The following is a 12,485-nucleotide window of genomic DNA, read 5'->3' on the forward strand; positions in this document are numbered from 1 at the left end:
CTGTTTCTACCACCTCATCAAGATTGTGGACTCTTCTATGAACCTCCTCCGGACCAAATCGATCGAGCAGTCCATCGCGGACGCCGATGAACCCGGACGCAAGCTCAAGCGTTCCCTCAGCACCTGGGATCTGATGATCATGGGCGTTGCCGTTGCAGTCGGCGCTGGGATCTTCTCGGTCGGCGCCAAGGCCGCTGCGAACTTTGCCGGCCCCGCCGTGACGATCTCCTTCGCCGTCGCGGCCGTCACCTGCGCCTTGGCCATCATGTGCTACGCAGAATTCGCTACCGCGATCCCGGTCGCTGGGTCCGCCTACGTCTTCACTTACGCCACCATGGGTGAAGTACTCGCCTGGATCATTGGTTGGAACCTCATCCTTGAACTGTTTACCGCTGCTGCCGTCATCGCGAAGTACTGGGGCATCTACTTGAGCAAAGTGTTTGCGCTCATGGGTGTGGATATGCCCCCGGCCTTGAACATCGCCGGAGTGGATCTCTATTGGGGTGCTTTCCTGATTGTCGCGATCTTCACGGTGCTCCTGGTGCTCGGCACCAAGCTGTCCGCCCGCGTAGGCAACGTCTTCACGCTGATCAAGATCGCCGTGGTGCTGTTCGTGATTGTTGTCGGCTTCACCTACGTGAAATTCTCCAACTACGCGCCCTTTGTCCCGGCATCGCAGCCTACCGGAGGCACCGACGGTGCGGATGTCATGAAACAGTCCCTCTTCGGCTTCCTCACTGGTGCGGTCCCTGCGCAGTACGGAACGCTGGGCATCTTTGCCGGCGCAGCCTTGGTGTTCTTTGCCTTCATTGGCTTCGACGTAGTTGCCACCTCCGCGGAAGAGGTCAAGAACCCCCAGAAGACCTTGCCCCGGGGAATCTTCGGCGGACTGGCGCTCGTCACGCTGCTGTACATCCTGGTCTCCCTCGCCCTGACCGGCATGGTGTCCTACACACAACTGGCCCAAGCCAAGAACCCCACCCTGACCACGGCCTTCGAAGCGGTTGGAAACACCGACGCGGCCAAGGTCATTGCCTTTGGCTCCCTGATCGGTTTGACCACAGTCATCATGGTGCTGCTCATGGGCCTGGCCCGCGTGGTCCTGGCCATGAGCCGCGACGGTCTGCTTCCGCGGGCACTGTCCAAGACGAGCGAGAAGCGTTCGACGCCGGTCCGCCTCCAGATCATCTGTGGCGCTGCCGTGGCAATCGTTGCCGGTCTGACCAACGTTGATCTTCTCGAAGAAATGATCAACATCGGTACCCTCTCGGCCTTCGTCATGGTGAGCCTGGGCATCCTGGTCTTGCGTAAGAAGCGTCCGGATCTGAAGCCCGCTTTCCGCGTTCCGTTCGGCAAGGTGCTTCCGGTGGTTTCGGCTGTGCTGTGCGTCTACCTGATGACAAACCTGGCCGTGGAGACCTGGATCTTCTTCGCCATCTGGCTGGTAATCGGACTTGCCATCTACTTTGCCTACGGGCAGCGCCACTCCCGACTGAACGAGAAGTTCGCTTCGGCGAAGGCCGCCGTCTCCGGGACGGCAACTGTTTCCAGCAGGAACAGTGATTCAAGCGAATCCAGCGACGACGAAGACAGCCTCAGCAGAGTCTAAGCGACCGGATCGACCCACCCGACCCCGTTGACGGTCCCCTCGAGCTTTGGACGCACGGTCCAGGGCCCGAGGGGTCTTTCCGTTGGATCCAGGAGCTACGGCTCCAGGGCATGGGCTGCTCCGTCGCTTTTGGCCCCAACGATTACGGCGCCGCGTGCTCGTTGACCCACTCCACGAGCGGGCGCAGTACCTCCCAGCGTTTGGCGATTTCTTCCTTGGCTGAGGGACGGGACATCCATTCCGGTTCGCCCAGGGTCATCCCAGCAGAGAGCGACTTGTGCTTCAGGAGCTCGGCCCGTGGATGGTCTTTGTCGAAACCACGCGGCACAGTCTTGAGTTTCTCGCCCTCCACCGTGAAACCTCCCGCGGCGATGGAATCGACGATTTTCTGGAGTTCCTCTCCGCTGGCCGGCGAATCCGTAGCGGCGCGGAACCGGGCAATCTGCTCCGGGGTGCGCGAGTGGCATCCACCGCCGACCAAGAGGCCATCTGCGCTGAGCTGGAGGTAGAAGCCCACGCCCTCCTTGTCCGCTGCAAACGCTCCCTGTGCCGTCTTGTAGGGGGACTTGTCCTGGGAGAAGCGGACATCCCGGTTCGGACGGAAAACCTTGCCCGGCCCGAATCGTGGTTCAAGCTCTTCCAGCAACAGCGTCAATGGCTCCTTCACGGCGGAGTCGTAGATGTCTTTATGCGCCAACCACCATTCGCGGTTGTTGTTCTCTTCAAGTTCGGCATAGAAGGCGATGGCCTCTGCGGGGATCCCGGTAAATGTGCTCATGTAAGGATCCTATGGATCACAATGCCGAGCTAGCCAGAGACATTGTCGGCTATGTGGAAAACCCGCCGCGGAACCTCGTCGCTGAGAGGCACACCCCTGGATCGGTACCTTGTTTCCCATTCCAGGAGCTACAAGCTCAGGAATCGCAAACAAGCCCCGGTTTCGATGCGCATTAAAAAAAGCAACCCCGCCGCGGAGAATCCGCAGCGGGGTTGCTTCGTTTGTGGATGCTGTTACAGCTTGTTGGCTGCCTCTGCAGCCGACTCGCCCTCGCCTGCACCGAGGTTGGCGCGCAGCTTGGCGCCGAGTTCAGCATCGACGTTGGTCCAGTACTGGATGGCGCGTTCCTTGATGCCGGGGCTCTTGACGCCGCCCACAGCGCCCGTGATGGTCTCCAGCAGACGGGCCTTGGCGCCGTCGTCGTAAACCTCGCGGTACAGCGCGCCGGCCTGGACGAAGTCGCCGTCCTCGGCGTGCAGGGAGTGTGCGGAGAGCGTCAGCTCGCCGTCGTTCTCCCAGCCACCGGCCGGGTTCTGCGGCTCAACAGCAGCCGGGCCACCCACGGAGTTCGGTGCGTAGACCGGAACCGAAGGAGCGTTGAACAGGTAGCGTCCCGCGCCGTCCTGGCTGTAGTTGTTGACCTGGTTCTTCGGCTGGTTCACCGGGATCTGGGCGTGGTTGGTGCCCACGCGGTAGCGGTGTGCGTCAGCGTAGGAGAAGATGCGGGCCTGCAGCATCTTGTCCGGGGAGGCAGCGATACCCGGAACGAAGTTCGACGGCGCGAAGGTGGCCTGCTCGATCTGCGCGAAGTAGTTCTCCGGGTTCTTGTTGAGCTCCATGGTGCCCACGTGGATCAGCGGGTAGTCCGAGTGCGGCCACACCTTGGTGAGGTCGAACGGGTTGAAGCGGTACGTCTTGGCGTCCTCGTAAGGCATGACCTGGACGTGCAGTTCCCAAGACGGGAAGTTGCCGGCGGCAATGTTTTCCTGGAGGTCGCGGATGTAGAAGTCCGCATCCGAGCCGGCCAGCTCTTCAGCCTGATCGCCGGTGATGGTCTTGACGCCCTGGTTGGACTTGAAGTGGTACTTGACCCAGAAGCGCTCGCCCTCGGCGTTGATCCACTGGTAGGTGTGCGAGCCGTAGCCCTGCATTTCACGCCAGGAAGCCGGCAGGCCACGGTCGCCCATGAGCCAGGTGACCTGGTGTGCGGACTCGGGGGAGAGGGTCCAGAAATCCCACTGCATGTCGGCGTCGCGCAGGTGGGTGCCCGGGAGGCGCTTCTGGGAGTGGATGAAGTCCGGGAACTTGATGCCGTCGCGGATGAAGAACACCGGGGTGTTGTTGCCCACGAGGTCGTAGTTGCCCTCGGAAGTGTAGAACTTGACGGCGAAGCCGCGGGGGTCGCGCCACGTGTCTGGGGAGCCGCTCTCGCCTGCGACGGAGGAGAAACGGATGAGCATGTCCGTCTCGACACCGGGCTGCAGGAAAGCTGCCTTGGTGTACTTGGAAACGTCCGAGGACGTCTTGAAGGTACCGAAAGCGCCGCCACCCTTGGCGTGGACGACGCGCTCCGGGACGCGCTCGCGGTTGAACTGGGCGAGCTTTTCCACCAGGTAGTGGTCGGTCAAAATGATGGCACCATCGGCACCAACGGACTGGGAATGCGCGTCCGAGGTGACGGGGGCGCCCGACTGGGTGGTCGAGATGTTCGCGGTCATCGTTCTCCTATTTCGTGGTTGCTTGCGTTTGAGTAGGAAGCTGTTGTTTGGCCTGGCAGTCCTGGCAGATGCCTTGGTACAGGACGTCTGCGATCTGGATGGTCATGGGTTTGGAGTGCTCATCCCAGTGCGGGGTGAGACAGGGGGCATGGCCTACGGCGCAGTCGACATCCTCCACCCGGCCGCAACTGATGCAGACGGCGTGGTGGTGGTTGTCGCCCACCCGCGTCTCGTACAGCGCGGGAGAGTGGGGCGGTTCGAAGCGTCGCAGCATCTGAAGGTCCGTGAGGTCGCTCAGCACCACATAAACAGACTGCGCTGTCAGTTCGGGAAGATCCTTGCGCGCGGCAGCCAGGATGCCTTCGGCCGGGGAATGTGGATTGTGCTGAACGGCAGCAAGGACAGCAAGACGCTGCTTGGTCACGCGGCGTCCGTGGGAATGCAGGGCGGAAGCCCACGCTTCCTGGTCTGCCGTGTGATCTGCCATACGCCCATTGAAGCACTTATTATGAGTCCTTCACAATAAGGTGAGGCTAACTTCGGATGAATCCACCGACGGCGGACCGGACTCGGGCGCGCGACGGCGGCACGCCGCGCTCCGGGAGGGCGGACGCGTTGGTGGGTAGGGTTGGACGGTGGCAAAACTCCTGGCTGACATGTCCCCGCTTCGCGAAAGCCCCGCATTCCGCCGCCTGTGGCTGGGGTCTTCCGTGTCGATGGTCGGGTCCCAGTTGACCCTGGTTGCCGTAAGCCTCGAGGTCTACAGCATCACCCAACAGAGCCTCTACGTGGGCCTGCTCAGCATCTTTGCCCTGGTTCCACTGGTGATTGCGGGTTTGTTTGGCGGCGCCCTTTCGGATGCCTATGACCGGCGGAACGTCGCCATTGTTGCATCCCTGGTTTTGTGGGCCTGCAGCGTGGCCTTGGCACTCCAAGCGTGGTTCCAGCTGAACAATGTCTGGATCCTGTTCCTCCTCGTCGCGATCCAGAGCGGCGCGCAAGGTATCAACGCGCCAGCGCGCAGCGCCATCATTCCCTTGCTGGTCCGGAAGGAACTGCTACCCGCCGCCAATGCGTTGAGCATGCTCAACATGGGCATTTCCATGACGGCTGGCCCCCTGCTGGCCGGTGTGCTGGTTGCTTCGAGCGGTTTTGGCTGGACCTACACGATCGATGCCCTGAGCTTCGCCTTCGCGCTGTGGAGCCTTTTCAAGCTCCCGGCCCTTCCCGCGGCAGCGAACGCGTCGGCACCCGGCCTGCGCTCCGTCGTCGAGGGCTTCCGTTTCCTGGGCACCCGGCCCAACCTCCGGATGACCTTCATCATCGACCTCGTAGCGATGATCTGCGCCCAGCCGCGCGCCCTCATGCCCGCGATCGGAGCCACGATGATCGGGGGCGGCGACACTACCGTGGGTGTCCTGCTCGCCTCCGTGGCTGTCGGCGCCTTCCTGGCGGGACTATTCGCCGGGCCCTTGGGAAGGGTGCGGCGCCAGGGCAGTGCGGTGGTGTGGTCCGTGGCCGGATGGGGCTTCTCGATCGCAGCTTTCGGCCTGGTGGTGGTCCTTGCCGGGGATGCCGGGCGCGACGGGGTGACGCTGTGGATCATCCCGGCGGCCCTGTGTTGCGCCCTTGCCGGGATCTCTGACTCGGTCAGCGCCGTCTTCCGCACCACCATCCTGCAATCGGCCACCCCGGACCACATGCGGGGACGGTTGCAAGGCGTGTTCATCGTGGTGGTTTCCGGTGGTCCGCGAGTGGGGGACATGCTCGCCGGTGGCGTCACCAAGGTCCTCAGCGAAGGTTGGGTCCTGCTCCTCGGCGGCGTGCTGTGCGCAGTACTGGCGTGGCTCGTGGCGCGCGGGCAGCGCGGATTCCTCCAGTACGATTCGCTCCACCCGGTGCCCTAGCCCGCCGCTCAGCCCCACGCCCAAGTAGCTGACAGTTGTTGTCGTTAAGGCGGCTCATAACGACAACAACTGCGAGCCAGTTGGGCGGAACGTCCGGGCCGCCGTCGGCGTTAATCGGATCAGAACGAACAGCGAGACGACTGCAAGAAAGTAGTGAAGTGCATAATCATCACAATGGCCTGAAGACCGCAGCGCTATTCGGTGTGCTCTGGGCGGTGCTGCTGGGACTCGGAGCCGTGATCGGTGTGGGCACGCGCAGTGCGTCGCCCATCTGGATCATGGCACTGATCGGCATCGCGACAACGGCTTATGGATATTGGAACAGCGACAAGATCGCCATCCGCTCGATGGCCGCGTACCCGGTTTCGGAAGCGCAGGCTCCGCAGCTGTACCAGATCGTCCGGGAACTCTCCGTGCGGGCGAACCAACCCATGCCGCGGATCTACGTTTCTCCGACCATGACCCCCAATGCCTTCGCCACGGGACGCAATCCGAAGAACGCCGCCGTGTGCTGCACCGCGGGCATCCTGAACTTGCTCGACGCGCGCGAGCTCCGCGGCGTCCTCGGGCATGAGCTCATGCATGTCTACAACCGCGACATCCTCACCTCGTCCATCGCGGCCGCCGTCGCCGGCGTCATTACCTCGGTGGGCCAGATGCTGCTGTTCTTCGGCGGCGGGGACCGGCGGAACGCCAATCCGATTGCCATGATCGCCATGGCGCTCCTGACGCCGTTTGCCGCCTCGCTGATCCAGCTCGCCATTTCCCGCACCAGGGAGTACGACGCCGACCACGACGGCGCGGAGCTCACCGGCGATCCGCTGGCGCTCGCCTCAGCCCTCCGCAGGATCGAAGCGGGCGTGAAGCAGGTGCCGCTGCCACAGGATCAGCGCCTCGTTAATACTTCGCACCTCATGATTGCCAACCCGTTCCGCGGCGGTGCCATGACCAAGCTGTTCGCCACCCACCCGCCCATGCGTGAGCGCATCGAGCGGCTTGAGCGGATGGCCGGCCGGCCGCTTTCCTAGCCAGCGGTCCCGTAACCGTATCGGTGCCGCGTCCGACGACGGGCGGCTTCATGCGAACAAGCCCTCACCAATGAAGCCGCCCGCCTTAATGCCCGGGGGTACCGCGAACAGGCCCGAGCCCGTGTGCTTGAGGTACTCCAGGGCCAGCTTGTCTCTCTTTGCCATGGCCATCTGCATGGGCACATAATGCGTCCGCGGATCCTTGACGAAGGCGATGAAGAACAGGCCCGCGTCGAGGTGGCCGAGCCCGTCCGAGCCGTCGGTGTAGTTGTATCCGCGGCGGAGCATCTTCACGCCGTTGTTCTGGTCCGCGTGGGCGAGGCGGACGTGGGAATCGATGGGAATCAGCGGCTCGCCGGTGCGGCCCTTGATCCCGAAGTCCGGCGCCGTGTTTTCTTCCCCTCCGGACAATGGCGCTCCCGCACCCTTCGTGCGGCCGATCAGCCCTTGCTGTTCGCGGAGGGAGGTCCGGTCCCAGATCTCGATATGCATCCGAATCCGCCGGGAGACAAGGTAGCTGCCTCCCGCCATCCACGCTTCACCCGGGCGGGTTCCGGCGGTGGCCCAGACGTGCTCGTTTAGGAGTGCAGGGTCTTCCGCCTTCAGGTTGGCCGTGCCGTCCTTGAAGCCGAAAAGGTTGCGCGCGGTGGTCTGGGCGCGGGAGGTGGACGAGGTGCGGCCGAAGCCCAGCTGGGACCAGCGGACGCGCACCTTGCCAAAACCGATGCGTGAGAGGTTCCGGATCGCATGCACGGCGACCTGGGGATCGTCGGCGCACGCCTGGACCACGATGTCCCCGCCGGTACGCGCAGCCTCAAGGGCATCGCCCGGGAAATGCGGCAGGTCGATCAGGGCGTCGGGTCTGCGGCCCTCCAGGCTGAAGCGGGGCTTGCCGTCCTTTTCGAAGAGGCCCGGGCCAAAGCCGAACGTCAACGTCAGCTTGCCTGCCGCCAGATCGAGAGCTTCTCCGGTGTCGTCCGGCGGCGCGTCGTAGGGGCCGTCGACGGCGCCAGTCGCGCCCGTTGTGCGCCCGGCTGTCATGGCTTCGGCCGCGGCAGTCCAGTCCTTCAGGAGCTGGATGAGTGCGGCGCGGTCCTCAACGGTCACGTCGAAGGCAGCCATGTGGAGGCGGTCCTGGGCGGGAGTGATGATGCCGGCTTGGCGTTCGCCGTAGAAAGGAACCACGCTGCTTCCGGTACCGGCGCGGGCGGCCACTGCGGCAACGGCATCATGGCTGAGGTATCCGGCGGCAAGGCCCGCCACGGCACCGGCGCCGCCCACGCCGGCAAGGGAGAACAGTCCGCGACGGGACAGGCCGCGCTTTCCGCCGTTGGCGGACCCGGCGTCGGGCGCGACGGGCGCCGGGGTGCCAGGGGCGGTTGCCGGCCCGACGGCGGGCGCGCCGGCCTTGGCGGTTCCGCCGTCGGGCGCCTCAGCAGGGTGGTGGTTGAAAGGGCAGCCGCTCACAGGACCACGGCTGAGGTGAGCTTGGACAACGGCTCTCCCAGGGCGTCGACCAGCGCGGCGAGCTGTTGGACCTCAGCCGGGCCGAGTTCGTTGTAGTACGCGAAGCCGTCACCCTTGGCGTACTTCTTGAGCTCGGCCTGCAGGGCAGCGAACTTCTCGTCGAGGCTCGTGGCCAGGGCCGGGTCCTTCTGCGCGAGCGCGGGCTTGAGGTTTTCGAACGCGATCCGGGCGCCGTCAACGTTTGCCTGGAAGTCCCAAAGGTCGGTGTGGGACCAGATTTCCTCCTCGCCGGTGACCTTGCCGCGCGCGACTTCGTCCAGGAGTTCCTTGGCACCGTTGCCGAGCTTGTCGGCGGGGAGCACCACCGTGCGGGTGCGCTTGCCGAGCTCCTCGGTATCGGAGACGAGCTGCGTGGCGATTTTGGCTCGCTCGGTTGCCGTGAGCGCCGTGTAACCTGCCGGCGGGAACAGGTCCTTCTCCGCGCGATGCCAGCCGGTCCATTCCTGACCGGGCTCAAGGTCCGCTTCGCGTGCATCGAGCTTGGGGTCGAGGTCGCCGAAGGATTCCGCTACGGGCTCGATCCGCTCCCAGTGCATGCGGGTCGCGGCGTAGAGTTCGCGGGCCTTGGTTGCGTCGCCTGCGGCGTAGGCATCAGCGAAGGCCTTGGTGCCGGTCACGAGTTGCTCGGTCTGGTCTCTGACGTACGCGGTGTACTGCTGGACGCCGGTGTCCACAAGCTTCTGGAAATCGGCATCGACGCCGGTTTTGTTTCCGGAATCCGTGACCTCAAGGGCGGCACGGATACCGTCGCCCTGCATACCAGGTTTGCACGCGGTGGTGTACTTTCCCGCGGGAGCCGTGACTACCAGGTTGCGGGTCAGGCCGGGACCGATGTTCTCCACTTCGCCGACGATCCGCAAGCCGTCCTCGGCGAGGAGGTAGAACTCGGTGATTTCCGTGCCTTCGTTCTTGACTGCGAAGCTTAGGTTGCCGCTGGGGACGCTGCCGATGGAGACCTTGCACTCGGTTTTGTTGCTGGTGACCTGGATCGGTCCGGCAGAGGCGCTGGAGCCGGGAGTCTTTGTGTTGTCCGTGCATCCGGTGAGCACCAGCGGAACAGCGGCGGCCGCGGCGACGAGGGCGAGGGACTTCCGGCGGCGGGAGGTCATTTTGGGCAGCGTCATTTTGGGCAGGGGAGTGCCAGGCATGGGGTTTTCCTTCTGTTGTGGAGTGCGAGAAGCGTTTAGGCGGCTTTGGACGTGGCCGCGTTTCCTGCGACTGCGTTGCCGGAAGATTTCGCGGGAGCGGAACGGTTGGCCCGAATGTAGAAGTAGAGCACCGGAATCACGTACAGCAACCAGGCTCCGGCTTCGAGCCAGGTGGTGGCGGGGGAAAGGTTGAGGGTGCCCTTCAGCAGGGTGCCGTACCAGGACGACGGCGGGATGGCCGCGGAGACATCGAACGCGAGGTTGTGGAGCCCGGGCAGGATTCCGGCTTCCTGGAGGTCATGGATGCCATAAGCCAGCACGCCGCCCGCGATCACGATGAGGCCGACTCCCGTCCACGTGAAGAACCGCGAGAGATTGACCTTGAGGACCCCGCGGTGCAGCAGGTATCCGAGTCCTGCGGCGACGGCCAGGCCCAGCAGGGCGCCGAGCAGCGGCTGTGACGATTCGCCGGCGGCCTGGGCAGCAGCCCAAAGGAACAGTGCCGTCTCGAGTCCTTCACGGCCCACAGCGAGTGCCGCCACGACCACGAGGCCCCACGCGGCGCCGTCGGCCAATTTGTCCACTTGCGACTTCAGCTCGCCGCCGAGGCTGCGGGCAGTGCGCGCCATCCAGAAGACCATCCAGGTGACGAGCGCGACGGCGACAATGGACAATCCGCCCCCGATCGCCTCTTGCGCAGCGAAAGTCAGTCCCTGCGGACCGAAGGTGAGCAGGGCACCGAAGGCGATGGATACGGCCACGGCGATGCCGACGCCCGCCCAAAGCCGGGGGAGCAGGGAGCGGCGTCCGGTCTTGACCAGGTAGGCCATGAGCAGGACCACCACGAGGGTGGCTTCAAGGCCTTCGCGCAGGCCGATCAAGAAGTTCGCGGTCATGTGGAATCTTTCGTTAGGGGAGCCACACTTAGGCTCGCCTAAGGAAGTACAGTACCCGTTAGGCGCGATTAGGCAAATAAAACATGTCGTAATTATTTTGGGTGGTTGTCACGCGACGCAGTCTTTTGACCTCCGCGGATCGGCGCAGTCGCGGAATCCCGGGGTCCCCGCCGGGCCTCGACCCCAAAAAGTTGCGCGGCGTGACGCGCCTGGTCAGATTAACGACAGTCCCATTAACGACGACGGCGCGTTGCCCGCTCAGGGGGCAACGCGCCGTCGTCGTACTTCTGGATGGCGGCCTGGGCCGCAGCAAAGTCTTAGCTGCGGAAGTTCACGAACTGGAGATCGACCTCTTCGAACTTCTTCAGGATGTTCATGGTTTCCTGCAGGTCATCGCGGGACTTCGAGGTGACGCGGAGTTCGTCGCCCTGGATCTGGGACTTGACGGACTTCGGGGCTTCGTCGCGGATAATCTTGTTGATCTTCTTCGCGATGTCCTGGGCAATGCCCTCCTTGATGGAGCATTCCAGACGGAATTCCTTGCCGGAGGGGTAAGGCTCGCCCTGGTCGAGGGACTTCAGGGAGATGCCACGCTTGATGAGCTTGGACTGGAATACGTCCAGGACAGCGAGAATGCGGTCCTCGGAGTTGGCCTTCATGAGGATCTTTTCGCCGCTGAAGTCGATCTCGGCGCCGACGCCCTTGAAGTCGTATCGCTGCGAGATTTCCTTCTGGGACTGGTGGAGCGCGTTGGCGACTTCCTGCTTGTCTACCTTGCTGACGACGTCGAATGTGGATTCGCCTGCCATGACTCTCCTTTAATTGGTGCGTTGCGGCCCCGAAGCGGGCGGCTTTGTCTGCCAACCAGCCTAATACGGAAGCGCCCGGCGTGTGCTGAGCGTTCACAGTTCACTCACAGCACACACAGGGCCGGAACTGAGACTGCCCCGACAGAGTTGTATCAGTTTGAAGAGCCCATCCTGAAAGGGAGCACTATGAGCAACCAAGCCGTCCGCTACGTCACCAAGTCAGCCGCTGCCGCCGCCGGTTCAATCGGAGTCGCCGCCGCCACGGCCGCAACCGCGGTTGCAGCCGCGGCGCTCGCAGCCTCCGTGGTCTTGAGTCCGGTTCCTGATGCGGCATCGCGGATGGATGGCGTCCACGCGGACTTGTTGCGGGCCGTGCAGCTCAACCAGATCACGCCGGAACAGGCGGCCAGTTTCGAGGCCAAACTGGCTGGCCGGATACTTGGTTAGCCTGAGATTTCCGCCGATCCTCTGGCCTCGCTGCCTCGATTCGATTCTTCGGCAGAAGTTCTGTAAGGTTGTCTTGCTCGCGCTTACCGGATCGGAAACGAAACGATGATCGGGAGTGACTTCTTATGAAGTTCGGCAGATTACCCGAGCGGCCAAAGGGGGCTGACTGTAAATCAGCTGGCAACGCCTACGGGGGTTCGAATCCCTCATCTGCCACAAAATTAAATCCCCGGAACCAGTGGTTCCGGGGATTTTTTTGTGCCTCCGTTGTTTGGGCGGGCGGTTCGACGCGGAAAATCGCCTGTGAGGCGCAAATGGACCCTCGACGCCCGTATTCGGGTGTCGTCAGTGATTAGGGGTGTCGACGGCGGAAGCCCAGTTTTAGCTCGCGCTGCCCGGCTCCAGCCAGTATCCGTCCTGGTGGTGCACGAGTTGCCGGCCCAGGCCTCCGGACAACTGGATCCAGAGCGTGCTGCGATCCTCAGTCATGCCGTCCAAGGTGCCAACGATCCTGTTGCCGCGGGTGTCCTGCAACACCAACTCCTGGTGGAGCGGCAGTTCCGGCCACACATCTGCGTGTGCCTTGATGGTTTGGGTGGTGCTCACGGGATCTCCTTG

At 63.5% G+C, this 12,485-nt stretch carries 12 protein-coding genes and 1 tRNA gene; 5 read left to right on the forward strand and 8 right to left on the reverse strand.

Annotated elements, in window-relative coordinates; translation table 11 throughout:
- Positions 1-37: 37 nt before the first annotated feature.
- A complete protein-coding gene (locus ABD742_RS03255) occupies positions 38-1,609 on the forward strand; it encodes an amino acid permease (protein ID WP_234748967.1) in 1,572 nt (523 codons plus the stop codon).
- Positions 1,610-1,751: 142 nt separating this feature from the next.
- On the opposite strand, the gene ABD742_RS03260 is transcribed toward ABD742_RS03255, so the two are convergent.
- The 3 genes from ABD742_RS03260 to ABD742_RS03270 all read right to left on the reverse strand — a co-directional run bounded on the left by ABD742_RS03260 (position 1,752) and on the right by ABD742_RS03270 (position 4,592).
- On the reverse strand, positions 1,752-2,387 hold the full coding sequence (locus ABD742_RS03260; protein WP_234748968.1) for a DUF2461 domain-containing protein: 636 nt from the start codon (positions 2,385-2,387) through the stop codon (positions 1,752-1,754).
- 233 nt (positions 2,388-2,620) lie between these two features.
- Positions 2,621-4,105, reverse strand: a complete 1,485-nt coding sequence (locus ABD742_RS03265; protein ID WP_234748969.1) for a catalase — start codon at positions 4,103-4,105, stop codon at positions 2,621-2,623.
- Between the two features lie 7 nt (positions 4,106-4,112).
- Complete coding sequence (locus ABD742_RS03270; protein ID WP_234748970.1) at positions 4,113-4,592, reverse strand: Fur family transcriptional regulator; 480 nt, start codon at positions 4,590-4,592, stop codon at positions 4,113-4,115.
- Between the two features lie 148 nt (positions 4,593-4,740).
- Between ABD742_RS03270 and ABD742_RS03275 the strand changes: the two genes are divergently transcribed.
- Together ABD742_RS03275 and htpX are read left to right on the forward strand one after the other, a co-directional pair.
- Positions 4,741-6,012: an MFS transporter gene (locus tag ABD742_RS03275; protein WP_234748971.1), complete on the forward strand. Its 1,272-nt coding sequence runs from the start codon at positions 4,741-4,743 to the stop codon at positions 6,010-6,012.
- 158 nt (positions 6,013-6,170) lie between these two features.
- Complete coding sequence (gene htpX, locus ABD742_RS03280; RefSeq protein WP_234748972.1) at positions 6,171-7,040, forward strand: zinc metalloprotease HtpX; 870 nt, start codon at positions 6,171-6,173, stop codon at positions 7,038-7,040.
- A gap of 48 nt (positions 7,041-7,088) precedes the next feature.
- Here the strand turns inward: htpX and efeB are convergent, their stop codons facing one another.
- From efeB to ABD742_RS03300, 4 genes are all read right to left on the reverse strand, one after another.
- Positions 7,089-8,507 carry an iron uptake transporter deferrochelatase/peroxidase subunit gene (gene efeB / locus ABD742_RS03285; protein ID WP_234748973.1) on the reverse strand — a complete coding sequence of 473 codons (1,419 nt, stop codon included), beginning with the start codon at positions 8,505-8,507 and terminating at the stop codon, positions 7,089-7,091.
- Positions 8,504-9,715 carry an iron uptake system protein EfeO gene (gene efeO / locus ABD742_RS03290; RefSeq protein WP_234748974.1) on the reverse strand — a complete coding sequence of 404 codons (1,212 nt, stop codon included), beginning with the start codon at positions 9,713-9,715 and terminating at the stop codon, positions 8,504-8,506. Before efeO ends, efeB begins: the two co-directional genes overlap by 4 nt.
- 35 nt (positions 9,716-9,750) lie before the next feature.
- Positions 9,751-10,611, reverse strand: a complete 861-nt coding sequence (gene efeU / locus ABD742_RS03295; protein WP_234748975.1) for an iron uptake transporter permease EfeU — start codon at positions 10,609-10,611, stop codon at positions 9,751-9,753.
- A gap of 317 nt (positions 10,612-10,928) precedes the next feature.
- A complete protein-coding gene (locus tag ABD742_RS03300) occupies positions 10,929-11,420 on the reverse strand; it encodes a YajQ family cyclic di-GMP-binding protein (RefSeq protein ID WP_234748976.1) in 492 nt (163 codons plus the stop codon).
- 186 nt (positions 11,421-11,606) lie between these two features.
- Between ABD742_RS03300 and ABD742_RS03305 the strand changes: the two genes are divergently transcribed.
- Together ABD742_RS03305 and ABD742_RS03310 are read left to right on the forward strand one after the other, a co-directional pair.
- A complete protein-coding gene (locus tag ABD742_RS03305) occupies positions 11,607-11,867 on the forward strand; it encodes a hypothetical protein (protein ID WP_234748977.1) in 261 nt (86 codons plus the stop codon).
- Between the two features lie 134 nt (positions 11,868-12,001).
- Positions 12,002-12,083 (forward strand) — tRNA-Tyr (locus tag ABD742_RS03310).
- A 165-nt stretch (positions 12,084-12,248) separates the two neighbouring features.
- On the opposite strand, the gene ABD742_RS03315 is transcribed toward ABD742_RS03310, so the two are convergent.
- Complete coding sequence (locus ABD742_RS03315) at positions 12,249-12,473, reverse strand: hypothetical protein (RefSeq protein WP_234748978.1); 225 nt, start codon at positions 12,471-12,473, stop codon at positions 12,249-12,251.
- Positions 12,474-12,485: the final 12 nt, after the last annotated feature.

The organism is Arthrobacter ramosus (assembly GCF_039535095.1).
In the GTDB taxonomy this organism is placed as follows: Bacteria; Actinomycetota; Actinomycetes; order Actinomycetales; family Micrococcaceae; genus Arthrobacter; species Arthrobacter ramosus.

What these genes read in the sequence shown, in the direction of transcription:
- ABD742_RS03255 (WP_234748967.1), top strand. Translation starts at nt 38, where the DNA reads ATGAACCTCCTCCGGACCAAATCGATCGAGCAGTCCATCGCGGACGCC.
- ABD742_RS03260 (WP_234748968.1), bottom strand. Translation starts at nt 2,387, where the DNA reads ATGAGCACATTTACCGGGATCCCCGCAGAGGCCATCGCCTTCTATGCC.
- ABD742_RS03265 (WP_234748969.1), bottom strand. Translation starts at nt 4,105, where the DNA reads ATGACCGCGAACATCTCGACCACCCAGTCGGGCGCCCCCGTCACCTCG.
- ABD742_RS03270 (WP_234748970.1), bottom strand. Translation starts at nt 4,592, where the DNA reads ATGGCAGATCACACGGCAGACCAGGAAGCGTGGGCTTCCGCCCTGCAT.
- efeO (WP_234748974.1), bottom strand. Translation starts at nt 9,715, where the DNA reads ATGCCTGGCACTCCCCTGCCCAAAATGACGCTGCCCAAAATGACCTCC.
- efeU (WP_234748975.1), bottom strand. Translation starts at nt 10,611, where the DNA reads ATGACCGCGAACTTCTTGATCGGCCTGCGCGAAGGCCTTGAAGCCACC.
- ABD742_RS03300 (WP_234748976.1), bottom strand. Translation starts at nt 11,420, where the DNA reads ATGGCAGGCGAATCCACATTCGACGTCGTCAGCAAGGTAGACAAGCAG.
- ABD742_RS03305 (WP_234748977.1), top strand. Translation starts at nt 11,607, where the DNA reads ATGAGCAACCAAGCCGTCCGCTACGTCACCAAGTCAGCCGCTGCCGCC.